Genomic DNA, 26,858 nt, shown 5'->3' with positions numbered 1-26,858 from the left:
ACAAAAAGCAGGCATCCCCTTTTCAGGGAATGCCTGCCTTTGCTTTTGATTACTTGGTGTACTTCGGCCGCTTCACATACGTGGTGTGCAGCAGCTCGTGCGCCTTGTGGCTGTTGGGCTCGCCCAGGAACTCCTTGTACAGTACGTTGATAGAGGCGTTCTCGTGGCTCTTCCGAACAGGCTTGTTCGCGTCTTCGGTGTACAGTGCCTGGGCACGCAGCACCTTGGGATCGCATTCCATCCGCTTCTGGGCGGAGACGAAGGGCTGACCGCCGCCGGTTACGCAGCCGCCGGGGCATCCCATGATCTCGATGAAGTGGTAGGTCTTCTCGCCGTTCTTCACGCTGTCCAGCAGCTTGGCGGCGTTCGCGGTGCCGTGGGCAACGGCCACGTTCACGTCCAGGTCGCCGACCTTGATGGTCGCTTCCTTCACGCCTTCAATACCGCGGACCGCGGTGAAGTCCACCTTGTCCAGGGTCTTGCCGGTCACAACTTCGTACACGGTACGCAGGGCAGCTTCCATAACACCGCCGGTCGCGCCGAAGATGACGCCGGCGCCGGAGCTTTCGCCCAGCATGGGATCAAAGTCTTCATCCGGCAGGTTCGCGAAGTCGATGCCCGCTTCCTTGATCATCTTGGCCAGCTCGCGGGTGGTGATGACTTCGTCCACGTCCTGCATGCCGTCGTGGCCCAGCTCAGGCCGCTTGGCTTCGAACTTCTTCGCGGTGCAGGGCATCACGGAGACCACGCGGATATCCTTGGGATCGATGCCTTCCTTCTGTGCCCAGTAGCTCTTGATCATGGCGCCTTCCATTTCGTGGGGGCTCTTGCAGCTGGACAGGTTCGGGATGAAGTCCGGATAGTAGGTTTCGCAGAACTTGATCCATCCGGGAGAGCAGCTGGTGATCAGGGGCAGCACGCCGCCATTCTTCAGCCGGCCGATGAACTCGGTGCCTTCTTCCATGATGGTCAGGTCAGCAGCCCAGTCGGTGTCGAACACCTTTTCGAATCCCAGGCGGCGCAGCGCGGCGGCCATCTTGCCGGTCACAGCGGTGCCCATCGGGATGCCGAATTCCTCGCCCAGCGCGGCGCGCACGGCGGGAGCGGGCTGCACCACCACATGCTTGGTGGTGTCGCTCAGCAGGTCCCAGACCGCCTTCGTGGAGTCCTTTTCATACAGGGCGCCGGTCGGGCAGGCCGCGATACACTGGCCGCAGTTGATGCAGGCCACGTCGTTCAGCGGCTGGTCCCATGCGGAACGGATCTGGGTCTTGAAGCCGCGGCCCATGGGGCCGATCACGCCGACAGCCTGGGTCTTGTTGCAGGCGGCGACGCAGCGGCGGCACAGGATGCACTTGTTGTTGTCGCGGACGATGGACGGGCTCAGGTCGTCGATGTCGTACTGGTTCATCTTGCCCTTGTACTTATCCACGTCGTCAACGCCCAGGTCGTTGCACATCTGCTGCAGTTCGCACTTCTGGTTGCGGGGGCACTCCAGGCACTTCTTGTCGTGGTTGGAGAGCAGCAGCTCCAGGTTCACCCGGCGGGCTTCCCGGATCTTGGGCGTATTGGTCTTGACGTTCATGCCGTTGGAAACGGGCAGCACGCAGGCCGCGCCAAAAGCGCGGGCGCCGGTGTCCACGATACACATACGGCAGGCGCCGATCTGGTTGATGTCCTTCAGGTAGCACAGCGTGGGGATGTTGATCCCCGCCTTCTTGGCGGCTTCCAGAACCGTCGTGCCGGCCGGAACTTCAACACTGACGCCGTCAATCGTAAGCTTAACGAGATTTTCCATTGTGTTGTTTCCTCCTCGCGCGATTAGTTCTTGATGATAGCGCCGAACTTACATGTCGCCATGCAGTTGCCGCACTTGATGCACTTGCTGGTATCGATCACGTGGCGTTCCTTGACGTTGCCGCTGATGGCGTTCACGGGGCACTTGCGCGCGCAGGCCGTGCAGCCGCGGCAGGCGTCGGTGATCTCGTAGTTCAGCAGGGCCTGGCAGTGATGCGCCGGGCACCGCTTCTCCTTGATGTGCGCCTCATACTCATCGCGGAAGTACTTGATGGTGGAAAGCACGGGGTTCGGAGCCGTCTGGCCCAGGCCGCACAGCGCGCTGCTCTTGATGTTCTCAGCCAGCGTCTGCAGCTTCTCGATGTCGCCTTCCTCGCCCTTGCCCTGGGTGATCCGCTCGAGGATCTCCAGCATGCGGCGGGTACCGATGCGGCAGGGGGTGCACTTGCCGCAGCTCTCGTCGACCGTGAAGTCGAGGAAGAACCGGGCGATGTCCACCATACAGTTGTCTTCATCCATGACGATCATACCGCCGGAACCCATCATGGCGCCGATGGCGGTCAGGGTGTCATATTCCACGGGGGTATCCAGCAGCGCGGCCGGGATACATCCGCCGGAAGGACCGCCGGTCTGCACGGCCTTGAACTTCTTGCCGTTCGGGCAGCCGCCGCCGATGTCCTCGATGATGGTCCGCAGCGGAATACCCATGGGCACTTCCACCAGACCGGTGTTGTTGATCTTGCCGCCCAGCGCGAATACCTTCGTACCGGTGGAGCGTTCGGTACCGATGCTCTTGAACCAGTCGGCACCCTTCAGGATGATCTGGGCCACGTTGCCCAGGGTTTCCACGTTGTTGATGTTGGTGGGGCTCTCGAACAGGCCCTTCACCGCCGGGAACGGGGGCTTCGGCCGGGGCTCACCGCGCTTGCCTTCGATGGAGGCCATCAGAGCGGTTTCCTCGCCGCACACGAACGCGCCGGCGCCCAGGCGGATGTGGATGTCGAAGTTGAAGCCGGTGCCGAAGATGTTCTCGCCCAGCAGGCCGTATTCATGCGCCTGCTCGATGGCCTTCTCCAGCCGCTTCACGGCGATCGGGTACTCCGCACGGACGTAGATCCAGCCTTCGTCCGCGCCGATGGCGTAGCCGCCGATGGCCATGGCTTCGAGGATCGCGTGGGGGTCGCCCTCCAGCAGGGAGCGGTCCATGAAGGCGCCGGGGTCGCCTTCGTCCGCGTTGCAGACGAAGTACTTGTGCTCAGCCTGGCTGGCCTTCGCGAACTGCCACTTCTTGCCGGTCGGGAAGCCCGCGCCGCCGCGGCCCCGCAGGCCGGAATCCAGGATCTCCTGGATGACCTGGTCAGGGGTCATCTCGGTCAGCGCCTTGGCCAGCGCCTTGTAACCGTCAAACGCGATATATTCATCGATGTTCTCGGGATCGATCACACCGCAGTTCCGCAGCGCAACGCGCATCTGCTGCTTGTAGAACCCGATTTCGCTCAGGCTCTTCTGCACGGTGGACTCGTGGGTCTTGTGATCCACATACACCAGGCGCTGTACCCGGCGGCCCTTCAGCAGGTGCTCGGCAACGATCTCGTCCACGTCTTCAACCTTGACGCGGCTGTAGAACGTTCCTTCGGGATAAACGATAACAACGGGACCCGCTTCGCACAGTCCGAAGCAGCCCGTGCGGACCACCTTGACTTCCTTGTCAAGGCCCTTCTCCTTCAGCTGCTCCTCAAAGCGTTCAATCAGCTTCGCAGAGCCGGATGAAGAACAGCCGGTACCGCCGCAGACCAGCACATGAGAACGATAAAGCTCCATCTGGGTGTTCCTCCTCTTTGTCGTTGATTAGTCTTTCGCGGCGCCGATGGTGTATTCTTCCACCGGACGGCCGTTAACGATGTGCTCGGTTACGATCCGCGGTACCATTTCGGGGGTCACGTGGATGTAGGTTACCTTTTCCTGCCCGGGCAGGATCACGTCCAGCATGGGCTCATAGCGGCACATGCCGATGCAGCCGGTCTGGCTCACGGTCACATGCTGCAGGTTCCGCTTCTGGATTTCGTCCATGAAAGCGAGCATCACGGGACGGGCGCCGGCGGCGATACCGCAGGTGGCCATACCGATGACAACGCGGGCCGCGTTTTCATCCTTGCGCATGTTGATGTTTTCCAGTGTTCTGGCGCGGATGGCTTCCAGATCTGCCAAAGACTTCATATCAATACACCTCCAAAGATTGAATTCATTTCCTCGTCCAGCGCCTCCTTCAGCCATGCGGCTACGGAGGGCTCATTGAATGGGATATCACTCCCCAGTACCGCCCGTACCTCCCGGGTGTCGAAGGCGCCTTCGCCCTTCGGGCTTTTGCCTTCAAACCGGAAATCGGGATGCATGGGATTCGTCAGCATCAGGCTCAGCAGCGTGCCGCTGATGTCTCCCGGAGGCAGGCAGTCAATGTTGCCCGTATCCATGCTCGCGGTCAGCTTCGTGCCCTTCCCTTCCGTGCTTTCCAGGGTGAAGGTTCCGCCGGCTTTTTCGGCGTTCTCCTTCATCATCGGAATGCCCAGGCCGACCTTGCGGGTCGTCCTCGTCGTCGCGAAGGGGCTCGTCACCCGTGCGAGCAGCTCGGGGCTCATGCCCTTGCCGTCATCCTCCAGTTCCATCGTCAGCATGCCGTTGTCCGCCAGCGTCAGCCGCACCGTAACCAGGTCGGCCCCGGCGGTGATGCTGTTCTGGGCCAGATCCAGCAGATGCAGGCTCAGGTCACGCACGGTACTTGTCCAGGATGGCAGGCACCTGGTCGGGTGTCAGACGGCCGTAAACCTCTTCACCGATCATCATAACCGGGGCCAGGCCGCAGGCGCCCAGGCAGCGGGTGGCGTTCAGCGTGAACTTTCCGTCATCCGTGGTGTCGCCGGGCTGAATCTTCAGTTCTTCAGAGAGCTTATCGATAATCTTCTGGCTGCCTTTTACGTAGCAGGCGGTGCCCAGGCATACGCCGATAACGTGCTCTCCCTTGGGTTTCAGGGAAAACTGGGAATAGAAGGTGGAAACACCGTAGACTTCGGACAGGGTCACGCCCAGTCCATCCGCGATCATCTCCTGAACATCCTGGGGCACATAGCCGAAGATGTTCATGGCCTCCTGCAGGCAGGGCATCACAGCGCCGCGTTCGCCTTTGCGCTTTTCAATAACCTCCTGCAACTTTGCGTACTTTTCCTTGTTGTCAGGCATACCGTCCTTGACCTCCTTGAACTGTAATCTCTCAAACGGATCCCTGTCTGAAGGCAGACAGAAACCCGCCGTATTCCGACTATAAATAGTACCATAATTTGGACCCTTTGAAAAGCCTTTTTTCTTAGCCTTTACAAGGTTTTTGGGTTAGCTAATGCTAACCCAAGCCCTTTTCCGCCAACGCTTCGCGCCGTTACGCCTTTCCGCTCACGTAGTCGAACAGCCCGCCCAGCGAGAACCGCTCCGCCGGCAGGTCATATACCGCCTCCAGGATGTCTCCCAGGTGGTGCGCGTCGGAGGACTGCAGCCGCCGCCGGTTCCCGATCAGCTTATCGTTCACGTCCAGTTCGTTCCGCACCTCGACCACCGGGAATTCCGGCTCCGCCGGAAATAAACCCAGGTTGGTCAGCAGCCCGTGCCCGCGGTTGATGTGCGCCGGCACCGCCGCGCCCCCATGCTCCCGGATAATCCGCGTGCACTCTTCCAGGTCCAGGTCCGTCGCGCCGATCAGCAGCCGGTCCTCGATGTCCACCACCTCGTCATCGGTGTTCATCACCAGCTGGTTCCCGAAGAAGTCCGGCTTGTTCTTCATCGGCGGCAGGTGGCTGCTGAAGATCTCCCCGACCTCCACCGCCGTTTCCACGTCTTTGAAGTACCCCAGCAGGTGCACTTCCTCCTTCGTGGTAATCTCCATCCCGGGCAGGAAAATCAGCCCGTAATGGTCCGCCGCTTCCTTCACATAGGGCAGGTTCCGCCCCGTGTTGTGATCCGTCACCGCAATCGCCTGCAGGCCCTTGATATACGCCATCCCGCAGATGTTCGCCGGCGTCATGTCGTCATCCGCGCACGGACTCAGGCAGGAATGCATATGAAGATCCGCAAACATATGTCATTCCTCCCCTCATCTCAATAAATAACAATTATTTACCCGCAAGTCCGGCCGCTGCCAGCCGCGCGCAGATCTCATACGCCGTCAGCTTTGTCTGCAGCACGGTGATCCCTTCGTCCTTCGCCTTTTCCAGCGAGGGCTGCTCCATCTGGATGCCTTCGGGAATGATCACCGCCGCCATCTCCATCAGGCTCGCCACAGCGATCACGTTCATGTGCGTCTGCACCGTCACCCAGGCCATCCCCGCCGCGCCATGGGCCATCACCCAGCTCAGCAGGTCGCATGTGTACCCGCAGGAAACCTCCGCGTTCACATCCGTCTCCGGCGTCATATTCTCCGCCTCAATCAGTTCAATCATTTCCTTAACGGTCATTGGTCCTGTCCTCCATTATTCCAAACTTACCGTAATCCGTATCCTTTGTTCCTGGCAAAACGAATCAATTACGCTGTTTCACTCAACCCTGATCCTTGAGCAGGGCCGTGGGGCGCAGCCCCACCAGCATTTAATCCCCGTCTCCGTGCGAGCCTTCTCACGCACGAACCAAGTAACAGCACGGAGAAGGGGTGTAGGGGACTGCCGGCGACGACCGCCAGTGGCGGAAGTCTCGTCGGCGGCAGTCTCAGCCGAAACGAGCGATCTCCGCAGTGCGGAGTCGCGACGATTGAGGCTGCGGTGCGACCTGAAAGCCGCATAGATCAAACTATTCTCTTGTGGTCTGCGCCAGATCCACCATCTGCTGCGCCATAACGCGCAATTGTTCTTTCATCTTATGGATGCAATCCATCTTCGTTGCATCCCCCTGCACAATATCCTCCGCAAACGTCCGGCATGTGGGGCTTCCGCAGCTGCCGCAGTCAAACCCCGGCAGCTCCTTGTAGATCTTCTCAATCTGCTCCATCTTCCGGGCCGCTTCCATCAGGTCATCGTCCAGCTTCATCGCGGAGTTCGGCATAATCCGCCTGTCGTCGTACAGCTTGTACTTCGTCATCATGCCGCTGTCCACGTTCAGGTCCGCGTTCGGATCCCGGGTGCTCAGCCGCCCGATTCCGGCCCGCGCCACATAGTTGTTCTCAAAGTTCAATGGTCCGCCGACGCACCCGCCGGTGCACGCCGCGCCCTCAAAGAATTCCAGGCCCTTCAGCCGGTTATCCTCAATTTCCTCCAGCACGCGGATGCAGTTCTCGATGCCGTCCACCGCCATCGAGTTCTCCGGCATCACGGCATAGCATTCGCCGCCGCTCCGGGCCCAGCCGACGCCCAGGTCCGACGCCTGTTCCAGCGTAAGGTCCACCGGTGCATTCCGGATCTGGCTCGACAGCAGCCCGTAGATCTCCAGCACGGAGATCGCGCCGTCCACCGCGCTCGTGTCATGCCCGATCGGGTTCCTGATGGCCGTCACCTTGGCCGGGCACGGGGTGATAAAGAAGCAGCCCACTTCTTCAGGCTTCACGCCGTTCTTCCGCACGAACTCCTGCCGCGCGATCATCGCGGCAACCTCCATCGGCTGGCGCACGTCCACAATATGGTCCAGCAGGTCCGGGAAACGTACCTGGATCAGCCGTACAATCGCCGGGCAGGCGGATGAAATCACCGGCCGCGGGATGTCGGGGTTCTTCAGCCGTTCCCGGATGGCGCGGCTCACCACATCGGCGCCCCGGGCTACCTCGAACACATCGTCAAAGCCCATCTGCTTCAGCCCGTTCAGCACCTGGGAGATGCTTTTCAGGCTGGCGAACTGGCCGTACAGGCTGGGAGCCGGCAGCGCAATCTTGTATTTGAACCGGCTGATCGCGCTCAGCGGGTCCGTCACCGCGACCTTCGCGTGGTATCCGCACACCCGGATGCATTCACCGCAGTCGATGCAGCGCTCATCGATGATGTGCGCGCGTCCCCCGCGGACCCGGATCGCCTCCGTCGGGCAGCGCTTCAGGCAGTTCGTGCATCCCCTGCACTTGTCGCCTTCCAGCCGCACCGAGTGGAATCGCTTCTGTTCCATGATGAACCGCTTCCTCCATCAGTTAGATATCTTCAACACTCGTTCTGCAATCGGTAAATAACAGGCAAGCCTGGATTAAGTCGCAATCGCGAACTTCATCGTGATCGTCGTCCCAACCCCCACTTCGCTCTGGATGTCGAATTCCGTCGCGTTCCGCTTCATGTTCGGCAGTCCCATGCCGGCGCCGAATCCCAGTGTCCGGGCCTCCGCGCTCGCCGTGGAGAAGCCCTCCGTCATCGCCTGCTCAATATCCGGGATTCCCGGGCCCACGTCCTTCGAAATCAGCGTCACGTTGTCCGGGTCCACCAGCAGGGTCAGCGTTCCGCCCAGGCTGTGGATCACCAGGTTCAGCTCCACCTCGTAGCACGCCACCGACACATGCCGCAGCACCTCCGCGCTGATGCCCAGCTGCTTCAGTGTCCGCTTGATCGTGGTCGACGCCTCGCCGGCCGTGGTAAACGCACCGGCCTCCACCGGAAAGTTCTTTTCCAGAATGACCGCCATCGCGCTTACACCTCCTCTGCGGGTTTCTGCTTCGGCTTGGTGCCGGGCAGACCGTGGGTATACAGTTCGCCGCAGGCCGTGTAGGTGGTCAGCGGGCTGGATATCACCGTAATGCCGACCTCCTCCGCCATGTCCAGGATCTCCTCGCTGGGCTTCTTGCCCCGGCTGAACACAATGCACGTGATGTCCAGCATTTCGCTGGTCCGCACCACGTGGGGATTGATCAGCCCGGTAATCAGCACCGTCTTTTCCTTCACAAACGCAAGCACGTCGCTCATCAGGTCGGAGCCGCACGCCGTGTCCACACGCTCGTCCAGCCGGTCCTCCCCGACGAGTACCTCGCCGGATACAATTTTCACGACTTCCCGAATGGTCATCATGCCGCTTTCCCTCTTTCTACTCGTTCGGTTCCTTGCCGACGGACCAGCCGCGCAGCTTGTTCACGGTCCGTTCCACCGCGTCCTTGCTGTTCCCCCAGCTTTCCTTCTCATAGCGGTAGTCAAACTTTTTGATAAACCAGGAAATATCCTCCTGCATCCGGTCCATGTTCTCCGTCTGCAGCTTGGTCAGCACTTTGATGAAATCCGCCAGCTCGCGGGAGCTCAGCTCCCCGATGGCCGTCTCCAGCAGCCGTGCGCTGTGCGGCAGGCACACGCCCTTGCTGTTCTGGAAGCGGTTGCGGAAATCCGTATCGTTCTTATACAGGTGGAAGAAGGTGTGCAGGTACCGGTTCATGTTCTCTTCAATCGTCTCGCACATCAGGCAGCTGTCCGCCATCTCGTGCAGCGCTGCCGCCTGCTCCATCACGATGGTTTCCGCCCCGCGGGCCTTCCCGCCCAGCTTGCCGATCGCGCTCACGTTCTGCAGCTGCTCCGCCGCGCTGTTCAGCTTTGCGAAGGTCGCTGCCATCCGTTCCCGCGTCTCAATCGTGTGGCTTTCCAGCATCAGCGCGTGGCCCAGCCGGTTGCTCATGCCGAACAGCATCCCGTGGTGCTTCCGGCAGAATCCCTTCTTGTTCACCTGAACCCGGATATCAGGCTCCATCACGGAGGCGCCCAGGTAGCGCTCCGCCTCGCCCAGTTCCGTCTTCCGTTCCAGGGCGCACAGCAGGCACTCCCCGTCCCGTTTCATCGCGTCCCATACCGGGATTGTGTCAATATGATACTTCATTCGCTCGTTCCTTTGGCCTTATTCGAATTTTTCAACCTTCACGCCCGCCTCGGCAAACAGCTCCAGCGTAAACGCGTCCGGATATCCTTCCTTGTACACCACGCGGTTGATGCCGCTGTTGATGATCATCTTGCAGCACATCGAGCAGGGCTGGTGGGTGCAGTACAGGGTCGCCCCGTCTATGGACACGCCCAGCTTGGCCGCCTGCACAATCGCGTTCTGCTCCGCATGCACCGCGTAGCAGGTTTCCATCCGGGTACCGCTGGGAATCCCCAGCTTGTCCCGCAGGCACTCGCCCTTCTCGCGGCAGGTTTTGATGCCCGCGGGCGCGCCGTTGTACCCGGTGGTCATAATCCGTTTATCCTTCACGATCACGCAGCCGATGCTCCGCCCCGCGCGGAAACAGCTGCTCCAGCCGGCAATGGTAAACGCCATGTCCATAAACCGCTGATCCCATTTATCCATCCTGTAATCCCGCCTTTTTTCAGGTATGCGAAAAGATTCTTCCCCTCATCCGGAATATCTCAGCCCATGTTCCGGTTTGAAGTGAAGGATCTCTTTTCGTTCGATACAGTTATTATAGAGGAAACGGCTTTGTCCGTCAATCAGTCTTTCCCGTGCTCTTCCGGCCGCACCGGGTGCACCAGCCGGTCGATAAAGCTGCCCATACTGATGCCCAGCACGATCATCGCGATGGTGATCATCGCGGCGATTCCCTGGTTTCCGCCGGCGGACATATTGCCCGATCCCAGCAGGGCCATCATCCGGTACAGCCCCAGTCCCGGCACCACCGGCACCACGGCCGCCATCAGGAACACCGTGGCAATTGTCTTCATCCGCCGCGCGCAGATCTGGCCGATCACGCTGCCCACCAGCGATCCGGCAAAGATCCCGATCGGGTCCGCCAGCCCCGCAACCTGCACCAGCGCCCAGTATACCAGGTAGCTCAGCGCGGCAATCAGCCCGCACAGCAGCCAGCTCTTCTTCGGCACATGCACCAGCATGGCAAATCCCACCGTGCCGGCAAAGGATCCGGCCAGCGCCCGGATGATTCCGGTCAGTGTCTCGCTCACAGCAGCACACCTCCCGTCACCATGCGCACCAGCAGCGAAGCCATCAGTGCGCCGCCCGCAATCAGGCAGGCGGTCAGCAGCGCCTGCATCCCGTGGCTCATTCCGCTCAGCATGTCTCCCCGCACCGCGTCCTGCACCGCGTTGGTCATTGCCAGCCCGGGCACCAGGGGCATCACCGCGCCGGCAATCGTCGCCTCGGTCTGCAGCAGCCCTGTCCACGTCTGCAGCAGGTGCGGCAGCAGCGAGGTCAGGAATCCGCCCACAATCGCCGTCGCGATCCACCGCATGTGCGCCCGGTCGTTCGCCAGCGACACCAGCTGAACAATCGATGCGACCACGCCGGCCGCCGCGATGTCATACCATGTTCCGCCGAACAGCGCCGCGAATCCCGCCGCGCACAGGAATGCCGCCGGGATGCTCCATCCCTTCCGGAAGGTCCCCGGCATCTGTTCAATCTCCTGCAAGGCTTTCAGCGCATCCGCGCAGTCCATCTGCCCGGCCGAAACCATCCGGGAAATCCGGTTCGCCTCGTTCACCCGCGTCAGGTTCCTTCCCGACCGCCGCACGCGCTTGATGCTGGTTTCCAGCGTCCCTTCCGCGTTCCGGTAGCTGATAAACAGCCCCGTGGGCACAGCAAAGCTCTCCACCTCGCTGAGTCCGAACCCGCCGCCCATGCGGCAGATGGTCTCCTCCGCGCGGTAAGTCTCCCCGCCGTTTTCCATGATGATCTTCCCCGCCAGCTGCAATGCCTCCATCGGGGAAGAAAGGGTGCTTTCGGCCATACAGCCCTCCTGCTTCATTCGCCTGTAAACGTTATCTGCAGTATATCACAACAGTATACCTGCCACAAGAGCAATGTGACAAAGGGACAGCCCTACTGTCACATCTCCTCTCAGGTCGCCACGTGTCATGAAACATTGGGGACAGTCCCTATTTATACGTCTACACTTTGGTATCATGTGCTTATTCTTAGTCTTGACTGATAATTATTAAATAATTATAATATAATTGCTCTTAGAGGGATGGTGATGGCCTCATATGTTGTCGTTTGAATGGGATGAGGATAAAAACAGGATCAATCAGAAAAAGCATAAAGTATCGTTCGAAGAAGCCAAAACTGTTTTTTATGATGAACGTGCACTGGTGATTGATGATCCGGAGCATTCTCAGGAAGAAGAAAGATTCATTATTCTCGGAATGAGTGCCAGGGCAAATCTGTTGATCGTCTGTCATTGCTATCGATCATCAGACAGCATAATTCGGATTATCTCCGCACGAAAGGCCACAAAGACAGAATCTTCCTTCTACGGCTGAAAGGAGTGAAAGGCAATGAAAGAAGAATACGATTTTTCCAATGCTCGGCCGAATCCATATGCAAAAAAGCTGAAAAGCCAGATAACCATCAATCTGGATGTGGAAACAATTAATTATTTCAAAGAACAGGCCGTAACCAGCGGTATCCCTTATCAGACTCTGATCAATCTGTATCTCGGCGATTGCGCCAGAAACAAACGCCAGCTCAGACTTGCCTGGGAGTAACAATGAACCGTTCTCCAATTTAAGCGTGGCCGGAAGGTTTCCCCTCCCGGCCACGCTTTTTTGCTTCATTCTTCCCCAAACACCTGTTCAATGCTCAGGATTTCTTCCCCCTGTTCCGCCTTGGGCCCGAAGTATTTCTCCATTTCGGCATCGCTCAGTTCGAAGTACTCCTGCACAAATCCGTACAGCAGGTTCGGCCGCTTGGTCATGGTATTGTGCATCCGGACCACTCGTTTCTGCCAGTATCTCCATGCCTCATCCGGATCCGTCGGAACATCCGAAATCACGTATTTGTCATAGTAAGGCGCCCAGCGGTCAATATGCGCCCGCATGTCCGGCATAATCCACGCCACGCACGCGTCCAGTTCCTTCCGCATGGTCTCCGTATTCAGCGTCCGGTACAGGTTCCCCAGCTTTTCGAGGAACCGTTCCCTGTATGTGTCCGCCTCCAGGATTTTCCGGAAAACGGTGTTGTCAAGCTCCTGCACACCCATTCCTTCCTCCTGCAGGTAAAGCTTCACGGAATTGTAATCCGAAGCGAACAGACCGTAATGGAGCCGGTAAAGCGCGCACTTCCATTTGCCTCCCGGCACCTGGTAATACCGCAGTCCCGTCCCAACGTCGCTGTTCCCGTAATATACAGCAACAGCCAGCCAGTCGAGGAAGCTTTCGGTATCAACCTGTTCCTCCAGGTACGCGAGATCCTCCGGATTCTCCCCCGGCTTTTTCCCTTTCAGTTCGCGCACCATTTCCCTGAATCCCCGGTTGTCCCCGTGTTCAATGTAACCACTGATCGTCAGGATGTTAATGCTGTCCGCTTCCTCTTCCGGCAGTCCCTCATGATGGGCCATCGTGTATTGGTCCATGGTTTCCCGCATGTTGTAGATGCCCTGGTATTCGTTGTTGATATACACGTTCACCGGCCGCCATGCCAGGGTCAGCAGGCCGGTATCCAGGTACCGCTCCACCATTCGGTGCTGCACCGGGTCGGCCACACGGGTAAACATGCTGTCTCCGTCCGCGTTGCTCAGCAGGAAGGACCGGTAGGAAGGATACGGCCGGTCGTCAAACAGGGCGTATTCAAACGTCCCTTCCGCCGCAGTAATCTGCAGGGCCTTCTGCGGCATGTCCAGGCCGTAGTCGCCCCCGCCCAGTTGCAGCCGGACCGCCTGCTGGAATCCGGTTCCTTTCTCCCCGGAAGTATAGGTCATTTCCCCGTCCAGCGTGGTGCCATGGTCATAATGCCAGCGGTATACCGTTCCCTGGAACGGCAGCTGTCCGGGCTTTTTCACAACGTCCTCCCCGGTCGCCAGCAGCCCGTTCTCCGGGTCATACAGCAGCGCCGGATCCACGTACAGGTCCACCCGGTCCAGCGGAACATCGGCAGCCGCTTCCTTCCCGTCCGGTGTGCCCGCGGGCACCACAGCCGCCATCCCGGGCATCTCCTCCGGCTGCATGGCAGGCGTGCTTTTCACCTCATCCGGCTGGTTGGCCCCGTTCATCCATAGTCCGATACAGGCGGCCAGGATCACCATCGCGCATGCCGCTGCCAGCGGCCGGATCCATCCCTGCCATCCCGTTTTCCGTCTTCCCGCAGGAAACACCCTCGTTTTTCCATATGCGATTGTCATATTTTCATCCTCCGTCGGGATCCTTTCCAGGATCTCTTTCTCCTGGGAAGGAAGCCCGTCGAGGAAGGCAGTCTTCTCCGTTACTGCCCGACGAATCCGCTTTTCCGCTTCATGTTCATTCATCGCCGTCTGTGCTCCCTTCCAGTTCGTCTTTCAGTCGGACACGGGCTTCCCCGCATCGCCTGGATACCGCTGAAGGAGTGATGCCGAGAATCCCGGCCGTCTCATGGATGTCAAACCCGTATACATACCGCAGCGTAACCGCTTCCCGCAGTTTCACCGGCAGGTTCATCACTGCCTCGCCCAGGCCGCCCCGCGCCTCATCCGGCGCTTCCGCCGTCCGGCGCACGTCCTCCGGCTGCACCCGGCGGTCGGTATGGATCATCCACGGGCTGCGCAGCACGTCCCGGCATACATTCACCGCGATCCGCGCCAGCCAGCTCTTTGCCTTGCTGTCATCCTTCAGCTGGTTCATGTGGAGGTAAGCTTTCAGGAACGTTTCCTGCACCGCGTCTTTGGCCTGTTCCGTATCCCGCAGGTACACGTAGCATATCCGCAGGATATCCTTTTCATACCGGCGCACCAGCTCGGTCAGGCGTTCCCTGTTCGTAGAATCCGGGCCCTGGATTCCAGTCACGCGCTTCACCTCCTCCATAAATATAGACGGAATGGGATGGGTCATATTTGAGGTAACGGAAAAATCTTTTTCAGGTAAATCGAACGCAGGGACGGTTCCTTTCGTTCGATTTTTGAATCCATTCTACCTTCTTGACGGCAACATGGATTATTCACATAATATATGGAATGGAGGGACGGTCTTTTTCGTTCCATGTCGGTTGCCGCAAGCGAAAACCCGGGGTGTTTCGTCCCGGGACGTTATGGAGCACGCCAGTTCTTAGCGATTGGCGAGCGTAGGCGCAAACGAGAGAAGCGTCTCCCCAGTGGGGAGTGCCAAAGGCAAGCGACTCGAATTTGTTAGCGCGAAAGGGAGAATGAAACCCGCTCCAAGGGTTTCAGGCGACCATTGAGCGAACGGTTGACAGAGCTTAGAATCTGCTGCGTGCGGAATACAGGCGCGAGCCGTGTCCCGGAACGGAATTCTCCGGGTTGAAGCGTACAATGGAATTATTTCTCTTCATTTAGCTCTGGCCCATTCCCCGCACGGACTCGAACCTATGGTCACAATTCGCAATAGGCTTTCGGCTTCGCTCTTCGCTTGCCGGAAGCCTTTGCTCATTGAACCTCCTCCCGCCCCGCAACCTCAATCTGCGCGACTCCACACCCGTGGAGATCGCTTGTTTCGGTTGAACTCACCTCTGACGAAATTTCCGCCACTGGCGGTCGTCAGAGGTTCGTCCACTGGCGCGGCGGGATCCGGTTCACTCCGGATCTTCCAGATTCCGCACCTTCAATAGTCGCGACTCCACAACCGTGGAGATCGCTCCTTTTCAGGTGAGAACCCATTTGATGAAATTCCCGCCACCGGCGGTCATCAAATGGGTTCCCTCCGTGCCCTAGGTTCGAGGTCCGTTTGGGGCATACAGAAAAAACAGACCCTCGAGGGGTCTGTTTTTTCTGTGTGGCTCAAATAGGACTCGAACCTATGGTGCGCAACCTCAATAGTCGCGGCTCTCCACTGGAGAGGCCGCTCCTTTTCGGTTGAGAAGAAATTTGATGAAATTTCCGCCACTGGCGGTCATCAAATTTCTTCCACTCCGGATCTTCCAGATCCTCCGTGCCATAGGATCAAGTCCTTATCGAATTACATAAGAAAACCGGATCCTCAAGGGATCCGGTTTTCTTATGTGGCTCAAATAGGACTCGAACCTATGACACTCCGGGTATGAACCGAATGCTCTAGCCAACTGAGCTATTGAGCCATGTGGTTGCGGGGGAAGGATTTGAACCTCCGACCTCCGGGTTATGAGCCCGACGAGCTGCCAGCTGCTCCACCCCGCGTCACTGTCCGCCTTTTCAAGCGGCAAGGGATATAATACAGGACACGTCCGGAAAAGTCAAGCACAAAAAGGAAAAAAATCCGGCGGAGTTTCCTCCGCCGGAATGAATTGCCTTCTGGGGATTACTGGGCGGCAGCCACCTTAATGATGTGGGGCTGTACGCCTTCGTACCAGTACAGGAAGCCTTCCGCGTCGATCACGTCGCCAACCTTCAGGCCTTCAACCGCCTTGTACACTTCGGTGTCCTGCCCGCACAGGTAGGATTCCACCACGAACGTATAGGTCGCGTCATTCACCGTCACGTCGAAGTACAGGTCGTCGCCCTGTTGTCCGGCGCCGTTCCACTTGTACAGGAACGCCGCGTCATTGCCTTCCGCATCCTTCTTCGCCGCAACCGTCAGGCCCTTGAACGCCACCAGCGCGTTCTGCTTGTTGATCAGTTCTTCCGTCCCCAGCAGCGCGGTCACGTCTTCCGGCTCGGCCTTGAAGCCTTCACCTTCCACGAATTCGAATGTCGCGTCGGTGATTTCCACTTCGCCGCTCCACGCGCTCTTGAAGCCCTTCACCTTGATCTTCGCACCGGGAACCAGCTTCTCAGCATCTTCCTTGGAGCAGTTCATCTCATAGATGAAGTAAGCGCCGTCTTCGCTCTGGCCGTAAACGGTGATCTTGCCGACGCCGTCCTTTTCCCACCAGGCCTGCGTTGCCTGAACGGTCGTCTCGATCACCACTTCGGTGTCCAGCTCGGCAGCAACATACGCCGCATGGTCCATCACAGCGATTTCTCCCACGGCTTCTTCCGCAGTTTCGACCGCCTCTTCAACCTTTTCCTCTACAGCCTCGGCAGCTTCTTCAACCTTTTCCTCGACGGTCTCGGTTGCTTCCTCGACGGCTTCGGTCGCGGTTTCCTTTACTTCTTCGGCCGCTTCCTTGACTTCCTCAACCTTCTCGGTGGCAGCGTCTTTCACTTCTTCAGTCTTATCGGTTACAGCTTCCTTGACTTCTTCCACCTTTTCGGTAGCAGCAGCCGCGGCGTCGGCAATCTGCTTTTCCAGGTCGCCGGCCTTGGTCTTCCAGGTTTCCAGTTCATCCTGGACCGCCTTCAGGGCCTTCTCGCCTTCAGCTTTGGCATCTTCCACGGCCTTTTCGCCGGCAGCCTTCGCGTCGGCCAGGGCCTTTTCGCCTTCAGCCTTGGCATTGGCCAGGGCTTCCTGCGCTTCAGCCAGGGCCTTTTCGCCGGCTTCCTGCGCTTCAGCCAGGGCCTTTTCACCGGCTTCCTTCGCGTCGGCCAGGGCCTTCTCGCCTTCAGCCTTCACATCAGCCAGGGCCTTGTCCGCTTCAGCCTTCGCGTTGGCAACGGCGTCTTCCACAGCCTTGGTGGTCGCGGCATCCGCGTCTACCTTGGCAGCAGCCAGGGCGTCTTCAACAGCCTTGTTGGTGGCTTCTTCCGCTTCCTGCTTCGCGGCGGCAACCGCGCTGTCCAGGTCAATCTTGCCCTGGTCGGCTGCGGACTTCACAACCGTGTTCAGCTCATCCACTTTGGCCTGCAGGTCATTCTTCTCGTTGTTTCCGGTGATGAAAAGGATACCGAAAACGATTGCCAGCACCGCCAGCAGGGCGATAACCACTGTACTCTTCTTCATGTCGAGTTCCTCCTATTTAGTTGACGGATTTGTCCGGTCCGGACAGGACTGAACCTTTTATGCTATTGTAACACAGATGGGAGAATATGAACAGACAATTTTATTTACTTTTTCCGATAGCCGGCCATAGCTTCCGTATATGTCCGTCAGCCGTTCGGCACCATGTAAATCACCGCTTCGGGGTTCTCAAACACCACCGTGTAGTTCCGCCGCAGCGCTTCCTCGTCCACGTCGTAATTGCTCCGCTCGTAGGAGGACACGTAGATATACGATACGTCGTAGTCCGCCAGCACCCCGGCGTACTCCTCCGGATCTTCATAGAACTCCCGGATGTCCCAGTCCCGGTCGGTTGTGTTGATGCCGTGCCAGTACAGCCACAGGTCCGGCCCGCACACGATCGTCTTCCCCGCGATGGAAAGCACGGGGTTCAGGTGCTGCCGCCCGGTCAGGTACACGGCGTCGGCCGGCGTCTCGTCCCGGGCAAACTCGCCCGCTTCCACGGAATACCGGCTGAACGCCATATAGTCGGATACGCATTCCCGCCACACGGTCAGTCCCGCGCTCAGGAACGTCACCACCGCGCAGAGCACCGCCAGCGCCGTGCGTCCCCGCATGCCCTTCAGCTTTTCCCACACCGTGCAGCACCAGTCGGCCACAATCATGCAGCCCAGCAGCCACGCCAGGTAGAACAGTTTGTTGTTGTCGTACTCATTTGGCTGGAAGCGCACCAGCTCCGCCGCCAGGATAATCGGCAGCATCATCGCGAACAGCCGCCGGTTCCGCGGTTTCTTCTCAAACAGCGCCAGGATCAGCGCGATAAACGGCAGCCCGATGTTCTTGATGTAGAACCACAGGTACAGGTCCCGCATCCCGGCCCCGTTCGGATTGTTCACCCAGTTGAACTGCAGCTTCAGGAAGCTTCCCTGCGCATCCCCGCTCAGCGCCTGCCGGAACGTGAAGAAGATGAGCTGCGGCGCGGCCAGCGCGGCGGCAATCAGGCCGTATACCGCGTACCGGAGCAGGATCTGCCACCGGCTCCGCCGCTCCATCATTGCCTTCGGATCCCCGTGGATCAGGTCATACGCCATCGCGCCAATGGACATCAGTCCCAGCGCCAGGAAGCTGTGCGTGTGGATCAGCGGCAGCGCGCCGCCCCATACCGCCAGCAGGATCAGTGCGCGTCCGCCGTCCTTCCGGTCCATCTTGCGCGGCCGCAGCGCCGCGTCCAGCAGGTAGATGCACGGGAACACCATGCAGTATCCGCCCAGCAGGGTCCGCTGCGGCACCATCATGTCGCAGATCATGTTGCTCCAGCGCAGGTTGTTCGGATCCGGCTGGTTTGTCGGCGTCTTGTAGTATCCCGTCAGGATGTTCTCAATCCGTTCCCATACGGTCGCGAAATACCCCTGCCCGGCGTTCCCGCCGGCCATGTCAAAGTCGTACAGGAAGCCCAGCCCGCCGTTGAGGAAGAACAGCAGCGCCGCCAGCACCACGGCCTTCCCGCCCGCGGTCATCTCCCGCGCAAGCACCATCACACCCATGTAGCACAGCGCCATCATCAGCGCCGCGGGCACGATCGTCGCCGCCTGCAGGCTCATTCCCAGCAGGTACAGCGTGGAGCTCAGCGAGTCCGTCAGGAAGGGATAGCTCAGCCGGGCTCCCGGGAAAAACGGATAGTCCGCCGGAAATTTCTTCCCCGGCAGGTTCGTGATAAAGCTCAGGTGCATCGGCAGGTCGCCGTAGGTGCTCTGCCCCACGTTCCAGTTCCCCGCGCCATCCACGCGCATCACATGCGTATACTGCAGGAAAATGCCCAGCACCGTCAGCGGAATCCCCACCCACAGCATCTGCTTCAGCAGGCGGCTTTCCTCCGCGTCCCATTTCGCCGCTTCCCGCTTGTCGCGCAGCAGGAAGCACACCAGCGTGATCACCAGGGAAACCAGCGCCGCCGCCATATGCGCCAGCCCCGTAAAGTCCAGGAAAAACGCGCACAGCGCCGGCAGCCACATTTCCTCCAGCAGGCCCAGGCACAGTCCGATCCACAGCCGGTTCAGCGGCCGGTGGCGCGGCAGCAGGAACTGTGCCGTCATCACCCCGTAGATCAGAAACATCAGCATATATGCCGTCGCCGCAATCATCCTGTCCTCCGCCTGCTTTCCAACAATATCAGTTTACGGGGTCCTCCCCGTCCAGGATCTCCATCAGCCGCCGCATCCGGTGGTTCACGCCGCTCTTGCCCACCGGGGGATCCATCAGTTCCCCAAGCTCCTTCAGGCTCATCTCGGGATTGTCCAGCCGCAGCCGGGCAATCTCCTGCAGCCCCGGCGGCAGCGTAAACAGCCCCTGCTTCAGCGAGATCCTCCGGATCGCGTCCGCTTGCTTCTGCGCGGCCGCCAGCATCTTGTCGCCGTTGTGCTCGTCGCAGTTGGCCGCCCGGGTCGCTGCGGCCTTCACCTGCTTGCCCACGCGGATGGTTTCCATGTCCAGCACGCTCTGCCCGGCGCCCATCAGCGCCAGCATATCCGCGATGTGCTGCGCGCCCTTCAGGTAGATCACCTGGGTGCCCTTCCGCTCATAGTCGCGGTAGGGCATCTCGCATTTCTCCAGCAGCTTTTCCAGCGTCCGCGGCAGCTGCTCGTCCTCCGCCTTCCACTCGAAGTGGTATCCCTTCTCCGGGTTGGTCATCGTGCCGGCCCCCAGGTATGCCCCGCGCAGGAACGCCCGCCGGCAGCACTGCCGCGTCATCGGGTGCCGCGGCGCCATCCGCTTCAGGTGCATCTGGCCGTCCTCGTCCGTCTCCGCCATGTGCAGCGCGTTCAGCAGCGTGTTCGCGTCCTCGCCCGTCAGGGAAAGAACGCACGTCTTCCGCCCGCCCATCCGCGCCGTCTGCGTAAAGTGCAGCGTCGGATTCACGTTCAGCCGTTTTTTCAGCAGCATCAGAAGTCTCCGGGCCGTCCCGGCGTCATCCAGCCGGTAGCTGATGGAAATCCATCCGCCGCCGCGGAACGCCAGGTGCCCGGAGGTCATCGTCAGTGCCGATATTTCGCTCAGCATGCAGCAGGCCTTTCCCAGCGGCAGGCGGATCAGCTCCGCCTTCACCTTCGCGGAAAAGCTCTGCCGGGTGTCTGTCTTCATGTCTCGCCATCCTCAACCGGCGTTGTCCACCGCGCCTGCTCCAGCAGCAGGTCCCGGTGGCTGATTTCGGTCGGCAGCCCCATTTCATCCCGCAGGTACTTCCCGATCGCCTCCGCGATCGCCACGCTGCGGTGCGCGCCGCCGGTACACCCGACCGCGATCACGATTCGGTGCTTGCCTTCGTCCTTATAGTGCGGGATCAGGAAGGACAGCATATCCTTCCATTTTTCCATAAATTCCTTCGTTACCGGGTGTCCCATCACGAACTCGCGCACGTCGTCGTCCAGCCCGCTGTGGCGGCACAGGGCATCGATATAGAACGGGTTCGGCAGGAACCGCACGTCCACCACCAGGTCTGCCTGCCGCGGCAGCCCGCGCTTGAACCCGAAGCTCAGCACCTCGGCGCGCATCGGCGCCTCGTCCGCGTTCAGGTTGCCCAGCGTCTTTTCCAGCGTGCGCCGCAGGCTCCGGGATGTCAGGTTCGTCGTGTCGATCACGTAGTTCGCCGTTTCCCGCAGGGGCTGCAGGCGGTTCCGCTCCTCGGCAATCGCCTGGGTCAGCGTCATGCCCTCCTGGCTCAGCGGGTGGTCCCGCCGCGTTTCCTTGTACCGGTTCAGGATGGTCTCCTCGCTGGCCTCCATGAAGATCGTCTCAATCGGATGTCCCAGCTGTACCAGCTCCCGGATCATATGGGCCACCGCCGCCGCGTCGAAAAACTCGCCGCTGCGCGCGTCCACCGCGATCGTCACCGTCTGGGTCCGGGTATGCGCCGCATCGAAAGCCTCGATCAGGCGCGGCAGCATCATCGGCGGAATATTGTCCATGCAGAAGCTGCCCCGGTCCTCCAGGTAGCGGACGCATGCCGTTTTTCCCGCGCCGCTCAGTCCCGTAACGATCAGGTATTTCATTTTCCCTTAAGCCTCCTCGCCCAGTACGCGGATCTCGGGCTCCAGGTGCACCCCGGCCCGCTCTTCCACAATCGACTGCACCTTGTCCATCAGCGCCTTGAAATCCGCGCTGCTGCTCCCGGTGTTCACCAGGAAGCCCGCGTGCTTCATGCTCACCATCGCGTCGCCGATGCTGTATCCCTTCAGGCCGCACTGGTCAATCAGCGCCGAGGCAAAGTAGCCTTCCGGCCGCTTGAAGGTGCTTCCCGCGCTCGGCACGTCCAGCGGCTGCTTCTCCGCCCGCTTCGCGTTCAGTTCGCTCATCTTCGCCCGGATCTCCGCCGGGTCGCCTTCCTGCAGGTCAAACGTCACCTCAGTCACCACCAGGTCCGTCCCCTGGATCAGGCTCGTCCGGTAGCCGAAGCGCATTTCCTCCGCCGCCATCGAAACGCGCGTCCCGTTCGGATACACGCCGTTCACCCGCGTCACCACCTGCGCCATCTCGCCGTCGTAAGCCCCGGCGTTCATCGTCACGCCGCCGCCCACGGTTCCGGGAATCCCGCTGGCAAATTCCAGCCCGGTCAGCCCGGCCTCCGCGGCCGCCATCGCCACGGTGCCCAGCATGGCCCCCGCCTGCGCGACAATCCGCGTGCCCTCCACCCGGATGGCCCGCATGTTCTTCTCCACCCGGATCACAACGCCCCGGATGCCGCCGTCCAGCACCAGCAGGTTGCTCCCGTGGCCGATCACGGTCACAGTCAGCCCGGCCTCCCTGGCCTCGGCGAAAATCTCCGTAATTTCCTCCCCGCTCCGCGGGAAAACCAGCCAGTCCGCCGGTCCGCCCAGCCGCAGGGTTGTATATTGTCTCATCTCCGCATTGCGGATTGCGTCAAATCTTTCAAACATAAGCCCGGTAATACCTCTTCCGTTTCTTCCTGAGGGAAAAACTTTCCCTCATAATAAGTATGAACAACGATGCTTTTTTTGTCAAGGAAGACAGGAACGGAGGGACGGTCTTTTTCGTTCCAGGTGCTTGCCAGCGAGCGAAAGCGAGCGATGAATCTCCGTACTCTCCTTCGTTTTGACGTTTGCCATTCCCCTGCCGCTGTGGTATCATTTTCCCGATTTCTGCGGGGAGGGATATCATGCGCCTGACAACCTTGTGCCATGTGGAAAAGGACGGCCGCTGGCTGATGATGCACCGCGTCAAAAAGGACGCGGATGAAAACGCCGGCAAATGGATCGGTCTCGGCGGCCACCTGGAGGAAAACGAATCCCCCGAGGAATGCGTCCTGCGGGAAATCTGCGAGGAAGCCGGCCTGGAGGTCACAGATCTCCGCCTGCGCGGAATCATCACCTTCATCCTGCCGGACTGGGGCAACGAACTCACCTTCCTCTACACCGCCCGCACCGAAACGGAAACCCTGCCCGAATGCACCGAGGGCGAACTGAAATGGATCCCCCTGGAGGAGGTTCTCTCCCTGTCCCTCTGGGAAGGCGACCGCGTCTTCATCCCCCTTCTCCTCACCCGGGAGGACTGCTTCTCCGTCAAGCTGGAATACGCCCCGGGCGGTGAGCTTCTCCGCGCCGTGGTGGACGGAAAGGAGCTCCTGTAAATCAACATCAAAACAGCCGGCATTCCGCCGGCTGTTTTTGCTTGCCCTGCTGAAACTCAGCAGCACAGTTTCCGGATCAGGCCCAGGATCCGCGCGCAGCATGCATCCAGGTCTTTGATATCCAGGCTCTGGTCGTTCTCTTCCTTCACCGCCCCGATGATCTCCCGGATATCGCTTTCCAGCCCGGGCATCGTCAGGTCGTTACCGGCCGCCACGCACTTCGCGGCGGAAGACCCGCCCTCGAAGTTCGTCGTCGTCCAGTCGGTCATGATCAGTCCCTGGAAGCCCCACTCCCCGCGGGCCGCCACGGTGCACAGGTCGCGGCTGTTCGCGGTGTGCACGCCGTTGATCTTGTTGTAGGAGGTCATGATCGCATGGGGCTGCGCCTCGCGCACGGCGATCTCGAAGCCCTTCAGGTAGATTTCCCGCAGCGCCCGCTCGCTCACAATGCTCGATACGCCGCGCCGGTTGTCCTCCTGGTTGTTGCACGCGAAATGCTTGATGGTCACCGCCGCGCCGGGCACTGCCTGCACGCCGCGGGTAATCGCCGCCGCGATCTTTCCGGCAACCAGCGGATCCTCGGAATAATACTCAAAGCTCCGGCCGCACAGCGGGTTCCGTTTGATGTTCATGCCGGGCGCCAGCCACCAGGTCACGCCAAACTCTTCCATCTCGCGGGCGATCACGCCGCCGATCTCCTCCAGCGCGTCCGTGTCAAACGTCTGCGCCAGCACCATGCCCACCGGGATGGCCGTGCAGTACTGGTAGTACGCTTCCGTTCCCTCGTGGCGGATCTCTTCTTTGAAAATCCGGGCCAGGAAGCCTTCCGCGCGGTCCGCGTGGAAGATCTTTCCGTCCTTCACCTCATACCGGTGCTCAATGCGGATGCCCGCCGGGCCGTCCGCCAGGATGCTCGTGGGAATACCGTATTTCTTCAGCACCGGCGTGGTTTCCGCCGCCGCCCCGGGCACCGTCACGCCCGCGTCGCCGATGAACGACACTTCGCCGTGGGTGGGCCGCCCGCATACCAGGCACGCCTTCTCTTCCAGCGTCAGCTTCTCCACCAGGGGATCCTTCGGCTCCGGCAGGTTCGCCGGCGCGGTATACTTTGCCAACGCTTCCGCCGCCGCATCGTCGATGGCAATCACCGGCAGCCCTGCAGCAAACAGCCCGGCCAATTCATCCGCCCAGCGCTTGTCCGCCTCGTCCTCCGGCTTCTTCTCCGGCAGCGCATCCAGCAGCGGGCAGATCCGGTGCTGCTTCGCGCCCCAGATGGTTTCCTTCACGGTCAGCGTTCCGGCCGCCATGTAGTTCGCGGCGTCCGTGCCGATCAGCAGGCGGTATTCGCCCGCGTCCATGAAATACGCGGATTTGCCCGCGTGCCATGCGGCCAGGTACGGCAGGCAGGCTTCAATCTTCAGCTCGGTGCTTTCCCCGGGCTGCAGCTCCTTCGTCTTGGCAAATCCGGCCAGCTTTTTCCGTTCCTTCTTCCGCAGGCCTTCCGGGCACGCCGCAAACAGCAGCACGGAGGTCCGCCCCGCCCGGTCGCCGGTGTTCTCCACCTTCACGGTCACAACAGCCTTCCCGCCGTTCAGTTCCACGCCCGCCGGGGAAATTCCGAACGTCGTATAGCTCAGCCCGTATCCGAAGGGATACCGCGGCTTCTTCTCAAACGCGTCAAACCAGCGGTAGCCAACGTAGATGCCTTCCTTGTACTTTTCCTCCTGCAGGTTGCCGCCCACGTTGGAGTACATGTCCGCGCAGGGATAATCCTCATACGCCATGCCCCAGGTCTCGGCCAGCCGGCCGCTCGGGTTCACCTTGCCCAGCAGGATGTCCGCCAGCACGTTGCCGCCTTCCATGCCCGCCTGGCCCAGCAGTATCAGCGCGGAAACCGGATACCGGTCCATGAATCCCAGGTCGATCACGCCGCCCATGTTCAGCACCACGATCACCCGGCTGTACGCCGAGCATACCTCGCCCAGCTCGCGCTCTTCAATCTCGCTCAGCAGGTAGTCCCCGGCCACGGGATGCCGGTCAGCGCCTTCGCCCGCGATCCGGCTGATCACGTAGATCGCCGTATCGGTATCGCCCTCGTGCATGATGTGCGGCCCTTCCGGGATCTTCTTCGGCGTGCTCACAAATGCTTCCCACATGCCGTCGAATTTCCCCGGCACGATCTTCGCGCGGACGGCCTCTTTCCACTCCTCAAAGGCCCGGTCATACGCCGCGTCCAGCGCGTCCAGCCAGCCCTTGCTCACAATCTTCATTCCGGCGCTCTCCAGCCCTTCGCAGATGGAGACGCCCGGCCGGCAGTTCACCTCGCCGGATCCGGTTCCGCCCGTAATCGTATGCCGTGCGCCTGCGCCGTACAGCGCCACGCCCGTATACTCCTGCAGCGGCAGCACGCCGTTGTTCTTCAGCAGCACCACACCGCCCGCCGCCACGCGGCGCGCGATCTCCCGGTGTTTGATCTCCCGGGGCGTAATTTCCGCAGATGCAGTCCCGCTGAATCCGTTCTTCAGTTTCATTCTCCTGGTTCCTCCAAATTCAATTTTCAAAAAAATAAAAAAACGTTTTCATCTGAGCCTTCGGCCATTATATCGAACAAAAGCTTTTTTGGCAAGGTTATGAAACATTCAGGACAGTCCCCTTCATTTCATTGTATCCAGTATTCTTGCTGGTGTTTTCCTGTTCTCTGCGTTAAAATATCTTTTATCCGATAAATGGAGGCTACATATCATATGCTGTCTTTTGAAAGCGATTACATCGCCGGCGCCCATCCGGATATCCTGCGCCGCCTGGCAGAAACCAACCTCGAGCCCCTGCCCGGCTACGGCACAGATAAATACTGCGACAGCGCGAAGGAAAAAATCCGCGCAGCCGTCGGCTGCCCGGAAGCGGACGTGGAGTTTCTCTCCGGCGGCACCCAGACCAACGCGCTCATCATCGCCGCCATGCTCCCTGCCTGGTGCGGCGTCATCTCGGCCGAAACCGGCCATATCAACGCCCATGAAGCCGGCGCCGTGGAATACACCGGCCATAAGGTGATTTCCCTTCCGCAGCAGGAAGGCAAAATCAATTCCACGGACCTGTCCTCCTGGCTCTCCGCCTTCCACGGGGATGAAAACCGGGAGCACATGGTCTGGCCCGGTATGGTCTACCTCTCCTGGCCCACCGAATACGGCACCCTGTATTCAAAGGCGGAACTGGAAGCCATCTCCGCCCTCTGCAAACAGTATAACCTTTCCCTCTTCATCGACGGCGCCCGCTTGGGCTACGGCCTGGCCAGCCCCGCCGCGGATCTCACCCTGCCGGAGCTTGCCTCCCTCTGCGATGTCTTCTACATCGGCGGCACCAAGGTCGGCGCCCTCTGCGGTGAGGCCGTCGTTTTCCCGAAAGGCAACAAGCCCCCGCATTTCATGAACACCGTCAAGCAGCACGGCGCGCTCCTGGCCAAGGGCCGCCTCCTGGGCATCCAGTTCGACACCCTCTTCACGGATGATCTCTACTTCCGCATCAGCCGCCACGCCATCGCCCTGGCGGAAGAGCTGAAGAAGGTCTTCCTGGACTGCGGCATCCCCTTCGCGCTCAGTTCCCCCACCAACCAGCAGTTCGTCATCCTGGAGAACTCCCGCCTGGAGGCCCTCCGGGAGAAGGTCCGCTTCAGCTTCTGGGAGAAGTATGACGATACGCACACCGTTGTCCGTTTCGCCACCGGCTGGTCAACAACTGAAGAAGATATCTCCGCTCTGCGGGATATCCTGCTCAGCTGTTAACTCTTC

General features: G+C 60.1%; 26 protein-coding genes and 2 tRNA genes. 4 read left to right on the top strand and 24 right to left on the bottom strand.

From position 1 onward, the window contains the following. Nucleotides 1-49: 49 nt before the first annotated feature. The 14 genes from JNO48_13205 to JNO48_13140 all read right to left on the bottom strand — a co-directional run bounded on the left by JNO48_13205 (nucleotide 50) and on the right by JNO48_13140 (nucleotide 11,446). Entirely contained in the window at nucleotides 50-1,798 is a 1,749-nt protein-coding gene (locus JNO48_13205) for a [FeFe] hydrogenase, group A (GenBank protein ID QTE68127.1), read from the bottom strand. Between the two features lie 23 nt (nucleotides 1,799-1,821). Further along, nucleotides 1,822-3,618, bottom strand: a complete 1,797-nt coding sequence (nuoF, locus tag JNO48_13200) for an NADH-quinone oxidoreductase subunit NuoF (GenBank protein QTE68126.1) — start codon at nucleotides 3,616-3,618, stop codon at nucleotides 1,822-1,824. Nucleotides 3,619-3,645: 27 nt separating this feature from the next. Then, nucleotides 3,646-4,014: a (2Fe-2S) ferredoxin domain-containing protein gene (locus JNO48_13195; GenBank protein QTE68125.1), complete on the bottom strand. Its 369-nt coding sequence runs from the start codon at nucleotides 4,012-4,014 to the stop codon at nucleotides 3,646-3,648. Further along, nucleotides 4,011-4,568: a sensor histidine kinase gene (locus JNO48_13190; protein QTE68124.1), complete on the bottom strand. Its 558-nt coding sequence runs from the start codon at nucleotides 4,566-4,568 to the stop codon at nucleotides 4,011-4,013. Before JNO48_13190 ends, JNO48_13195 begins: the two co-directional genes overlap by 4 nt. After that, nucleotides 4,561-5,031, bottom strand: coding sequence for an NADH-quinone oxidoreductase subunit NuoE (gene nuoE / locus JNO48_13185; protein ID QTE68123.1), 471 nt, complete (start codon nucleotides 5,029-5,031; stop codon nucleotides 4,561-4,563). Before nuoE ends, JNO48_13190 begins: the two co-directional genes overlap by 8 nt. Before the next feature lie 193 nt (nucleotides 5,032-5,224). Continuing rightward, a complete protein-coding gene (locus JNO48_13180) occupies nucleotides 5,225-5,917 on the bottom strand; it encodes a PHP domain-containing protein (protein ID QTE68122.1) in 693 nt (230 codons plus the stop codon). A 34-nt stretch (nucleotides 5,918-5,951) separates the two neighbouring features. Further along, a complete protein-coding gene (locus tag JNO48_13175) occupies nucleotides 5,952-6,293 on the bottom strand; it encodes an AraC family transcriptional regulator (protein QTE68121.1) in 342 nt (113 codons plus the stop codon). Nucleotides 6,294-6,621: 328 nt separating this feature from the next. Beyond that, on the bottom strand, nucleotides 6,622-7,917 hold the full coding sequence (locus tag JNO48_13170; protein ID QTE68120.1) for a 4Fe-4S dicluster domain-containing protein: 1,296 nt from the start codon (nucleotides 7,915-7,917) through the stop codon (nucleotides 6,622-6,624). A gap of 75 nt (nucleotides 7,918-7,992) precedes the next feature. Beyond that, nucleotides 7,993-8,421, bottom strand: a complete 429-nt coding sequence (locus JNO48_13165; GenBank protein ID QTE68119.1) for an anti-sigma regulatory factor — start codon at nucleotides 8,419-8,421, stop codon at nucleotides 7,993-7,995. Between the two features lie 5 nt (nucleotides 8,422-8,426). Then, nucleotides 8,427-8,798, bottom strand: coding sequence for a hypothetical protein (locus JNO48_13160; protein QTE69769.1), 372 nt, complete (start codon nucleotides 8,796-8,798; stop codon nucleotides 8,427-8,429). A 19-nt stretch (nucleotides 8,799-8,817) separates the two neighbouring features. Continuing rightward, nucleotides 8,818-9,591: an ABC transporter substrate-binding protein gene (locus JNO48_13155; GenBank protein ID QTE68118.1), complete on the bottom strand. Its 774-nt coding sequence runs from the start codon at nucleotides 9,589-9,591 to the stop codon at nucleotides 8,818-8,820. A gap of 18 nt (nucleotides 9,592-9,609) precedes the next feature. After that, nucleotides 9,610-10,056: a cytidine/deoxycytidylate deaminase family protein gene (locus JNO48_13150; protein ID QTE68117.1), complete on the bottom strand. Its 447-nt coding sequence runs from the start codon at nucleotides 10,054-10,056 to the stop codon at nucleotides 9,610-9,612. 140 nt (nucleotides 10,057-10,196) lie between these two features. Beyond that, the gene (locus JNO48_13145) at nucleotides 10,197-10,664 is read right to left on the bottom strand and encodes a threonine/serine exporter family protein (GenBank protein ID QTE68116.1); all 468 of its coding nucleotides are present in this window, start codon (nucleotides 10,662-10,664) and stop codon (nucleotides 10,197-10,199) included. Continuing rightward, nucleotides 10,661-11,446: a threonine/serine exporter family protein gene (locus tag JNO48_13140; GenBank protein QTE68115.1), complete on the bottom strand. Its 786-nt coding sequence runs from the start codon at nucleotides 11,444-11,446 to the stop codon at nucleotides 10,661-10,663. The genes JNO48_13145 and JNO48_13140 overlap by 4 nt, the downstream gene beginning before the upstream one ends. A gap of 256 nt (nucleotides 11,447-11,702) precedes the next feature. On the opposite strand from JNO48_13140, the gene JNO48_13135 reads away from it, so the two are divergent. Continuing rightward, entirely contained in the window at nucleotides 11,703-11,978 is a 276-nt protein-coding gene (locus JNO48_13135; GenBank protein ID QTE68114.1) for a BrnT family toxin, read from the top strand. A 15-nt stretch (nucleotides 11,979-11,993) separates the two neighbouring features. Then, nucleotides 11,994-12,203 (top strand): BrnA antitoxin family protein, encoded by a 210-nt coding sequence (locus JNO48_13130; protein QTE68113.1) that lies wholly within the window; start codon nucleotides 11,994-11,996, stop codon nucleotides 12,201-12,203. Nucleotides 12,204-12,268: 65 nt separating this feature from the next. Here JNO48_13130 and JNO48_13125 read toward each other — a convergent pair whose 3' ends face one another. The 9 genes from JNO48_13125 to murB all read right to left on the bottom strand — a co-directional run bounded on the left by JNO48_13125 (nucleotide 12,269) and on the right by murB (nucleotide 22,363). Continuing rightward, a complete protein-coding gene (locus tag JNO48_13125; protein ID QTE68112.1) occupies nucleotides 12,269-13,957 on the bottom strand; it encodes a CotH kinase family protein in 1,689 nt (562 codons plus the stop codon). Then, nucleotides 13,950-14,471, bottom strand: a complete 522-nt coding sequence (locus JNO48_13120) for a sigma-70 family RNA polymerase sigma factor (GenBank protein ID QTE68111.1) — start codon at nucleotides 14,469-14,471, stop codon at nucleotides 13,950-13,952. The genes JNO48_13125 and JNO48_13120 overlap by 8 nt, the downstream gene beginning before the upstream one ends. A 1,169-nt stretch (nucleotides 14,472-15,640) precedes the next feature. Further along, nucleotides 15,641-15,714, bottom strand: a tRNA-Met gene (locus JNO48_13115). Nucleotides 15,715-15,717: 3 nt separating this feature from the next. Continuing rightward, nucleotides 15,718-15,793, bottom strand: a tRNA-Met gene (locus JNO48_13110). 121 nt (nucleotides 15,794-15,914) lie between these two features. Next, a complete protein-coding gene (locus tag JNO48_13105; GenBank protein QTE68110.1) occupies nucleotides 15,915-17,435 on the bottom strand; it encodes a hypothetical protein in 1,521 nt (506 codons plus the stop codon). A gap of 146 nt (nucleotides 17,436-17,581) precedes the next feature. Continuing rightward, on the bottom strand, nucleotides 17,582-19,573 hold the full coding sequence (locus JNO48_13100) for a hypothetical protein (protein QTE68109.1): 1,992 nt from the start codon (nucleotides 19,571-19,573) through the stop codon (nucleotides 17,582-17,584). Between the two features lie 28 nt (nucleotides 19,574-19,601). Next, on the bottom strand, nucleotides 19,602-20,570 hold the full coding sequence (gene whiA, locus JNO48_13095) for a DNA-binding protein WhiA (protein ID QTE68108.1): 969 nt from the start codon (nucleotides 20,568-20,570) through the stop codon (nucleotides 19,602-19,604). Continuing rightward, nucleotides 20,567-21,478: an RNase adapter RapZ gene (rapZ, locus tag JNO48_13090; protein QTE68107.1), complete on the bottom strand. Its 912-nt coding sequence runs from the start codon at nucleotides 21,476-21,478 to the stop codon at nucleotides 20,567-20,569. The genes whiA and rapZ overlap by 4 nt, the downstream gene beginning before the upstream one ends. A gap of 6 nt (nucleotides 21,479-21,484) precedes the next feature. Continuing rightward, a complete protein-coding gene (gene murB, locus JNO48_13085) occupies nucleotides 21,485-22,363 on the bottom strand; it encodes a UDP-N-acetylmuramate dehydrogenase (GenBank protein ID QTE68106.1) in 879 nt (292 codons plus the stop codon). 239 nt (nucleotides 22,364-22,602) lie between these two features. On the opposite strand from murB, the gene JNO48_13080 reads away from it, so the two are divergent. After that, a complete protein-coding gene (locus tag JNO48_13080) occupies nucleotides 22,603-23,073 on the top strand; it encodes an 8-oxo-dGTP diphosphatase (GenBank protein QTE68105.1) in 471 nt (156 codons plus the stop codon). Nucleotides 23,074-23,129: 56 nt separating this feature from the next. On the opposite strand, the gene JNO48_13075 is transcribed toward JNO48_13080, so the two are convergent. Continuing rightward, the gene (locus tag JNO48_13075; GenBank protein QTE68104.1) at nucleotides 23,130-25,604 is read right to left on the bottom strand and encodes a glycoside hydrolase family 3 C-terminal domain-containing protein; all 2,475 of its coding nucleotides are present in this window, start codon (nucleotides 25,602-25,604) and stop codon (nucleotides 23,130-23,132) included. Between the two features lie 213 nt (nucleotides 25,605-25,817). Here JNO48_13075 and JNO48_13070 point away from each other — a divergent pair, with 213 nt between their 5' ends. Next, nucleotides 25,818-26,852, top strand: a complete 1,035-nt coding sequence (locus tag JNO48_13070; GenBank protein ID QTE68103.1) for an aminotransferase class I/II-fold pyridoxal phosphate-dependent enzyme — start codon at nucleotides 25,818-25,820, stop codon at nucleotides 26,850-26,852. The last annotated feature ends 6 nt before the right edge of the window (nucleotides 26,853-26,858 follow it).

The sequence above is a fragment of the Clostridiales bacterium genome (genome assembly GCA_017569285.1).
Taxonomy (GTDB): domain Bacteria; phylum Bacillota; class Clostridia; order Christensenellales; family Aristaeellaceae; genus Aristaeella.
The sequence above is the reverse complement of the archived record's forward strand: the minus strand, read 5'-3'. Positions and strand labels throughout refer to the sequence as shown.

Excerpts from the sequence above, each read along its gene's own strand:
- JNO48_13205 (QTE68127.1), bottom strand. The coding sequence starts at position 1,798 with ATGGAAAATCTCGTTAAGCTTACGATTGACGGCGTCAGTGTTGAAGTT.
- nuoF (QTE68126.1), bottom strand. The coding sequence starts at position 3,618 with ATGGAGCTTTATCGTTCTCATGTGCTGGTCTGCGGCGGTACCGGCTGT.
- JNO48_13195 (QTE68125.1), bottom strand. The coding sequence starts at position 4,014 with ATGAAGTCTTTGGCAGATCTGGAAGCCATCCGCGCCAGAACACTGGAA.
- nuoE (QTE68123.1), bottom strand. The coding sequence starts at position 5,031 with ATGCCTGACAACAAGGAAAAGTACGCAAAGTTGCAGGAGGTTATTGAA.
- JNO48_13180 (QTE68122.1), bottom strand. The coding sequence starts at position 5,917 with ATGTTTGCGGATCTTCATATGCATTCCTGCCTGAGTCCGTGCGCGGAT.
- JNO48_13175 (QTE68121.1), bottom strand. The coding sequence starts at position 6,293 with ATGACCGTTAAGGAAATGATTGAACTGATTGAGGCGGAGAATATGACG.
- JNO48_13170 (QTE68120.1), bottom strand. The coding sequence starts at position 7,917 with ATGGAACAGAAGCGATTCCACTCGGTGCGGCTGGAAGGCGACAAGTGC.
- JNO48_13165 (QTE68119.1), bottom strand. The coding sequence starts at position 8,421 with ATGGCGGTCATTCTGGAAAAGAACTTTCCGGTGGAGGCCGGTGCGTTT.
- JNO48_13160 (QTE69769.1), bottom strand. The coding sequence starts at position 8,798 with ATGACCATTCGGGAAGTCGTGAAAATTGTATCCGGCGAGGTACTCGTC.
- JNO48_13155 (QTE68118.1), bottom strand. The coding sequence starts at position 9,591 with ATGAAGTATCATATTGACACAATCCCGGTATGGGACGCGATGAAACGG.
- JNO48_13150 (QTE68117.1), bottom strand. The coding sequence starts at position 10,056 with ATGGATAAATGGGATCAGCGGTTTATGGACATGGCGTTTACCATTGCC.
- JNO48_13140 (QTE68115.1), bottom strand. The coding sequence starts at position 11,446 with ATGGCCGAAAGCACCCTTTCTTCCCCGATGGAGGCATTGCAGCTGGCG.
- JNO48_13135 (QTE68114.1), top strand. The coding sequence starts at position 11,703 with ATGTTGTCGTTTGAATGGGATGAGGATAAAAACAGGATCAATCAGAAA.
- JNO48_13130 (QTE68113.1), top strand. The coding sequence starts at position 11,994 with ATGAAAGAAGAATACGATTTTTCCAATGCTCGGCCGAATCCATATGCA.
- JNO48_13125 (QTE68112.1), bottom strand. The coding sequence starts at position 13,957 with ATGAATGAACATGAAGCGGAAAAGCGGATTCGTCGGGCAGTAACGGAG.
- JNO48_13105 (QTE68110.1), bottom strand. The coding sequence starts at position 17,435 with ATGAAGAAGAGTACAGTGGTTATCGCCCTGCTGGCGGTGCTGGCAATC.
- JNO48_13100 (QTE68109.1), bottom strand. The coding sequence starts at position 19,573 with ATGATTGCGGCGACGGCATATATGCTGATGTTTCTGATCTACGGGGTG.
- whiA (QTE68108.1), bottom strand. The coding sequence starts at position 20,570 with ATGAAGACAGACACCCGGCAGAGCTTTTCCGCGAAGGTGAAGGCGGAG.
- rapZ (QTE68107.1), bottom strand. The coding sequence starts at position 21,478 with ATGAAATACCTGATCGTTACGGGACTGAGCGGCGCGGGAAAAACGGCA.
- murB (QTE68106.1), bottom strand. The coding sequence starts at position 22,363 with ATGTTTGAAAGATTTGACGCAATCCGCAATGCGGAGATGAGACAATAT.
- JNO48_13080 (QTE68105.1), top strand. The coding sequence starts at position 22,603 with ATGCGCCTGACAACCTTGTGCCATGTGGAAAAGGACGGCCGCTGGCTG.
- JNO48_13075 (QTE68104.1), bottom strand. The coding sequence starts at position 25,604 with ATGAAACTGAAGAACGGATTCAGCGGGACTGCATCTGCGGAAATTACG.
- JNO48_13070 (QTE68103.1), top strand. The coding sequence starts at position 25,818 with ATGCTGTCTTTTGAAAGCGATTACATCGCCGGCGCCCATCCGGATATC.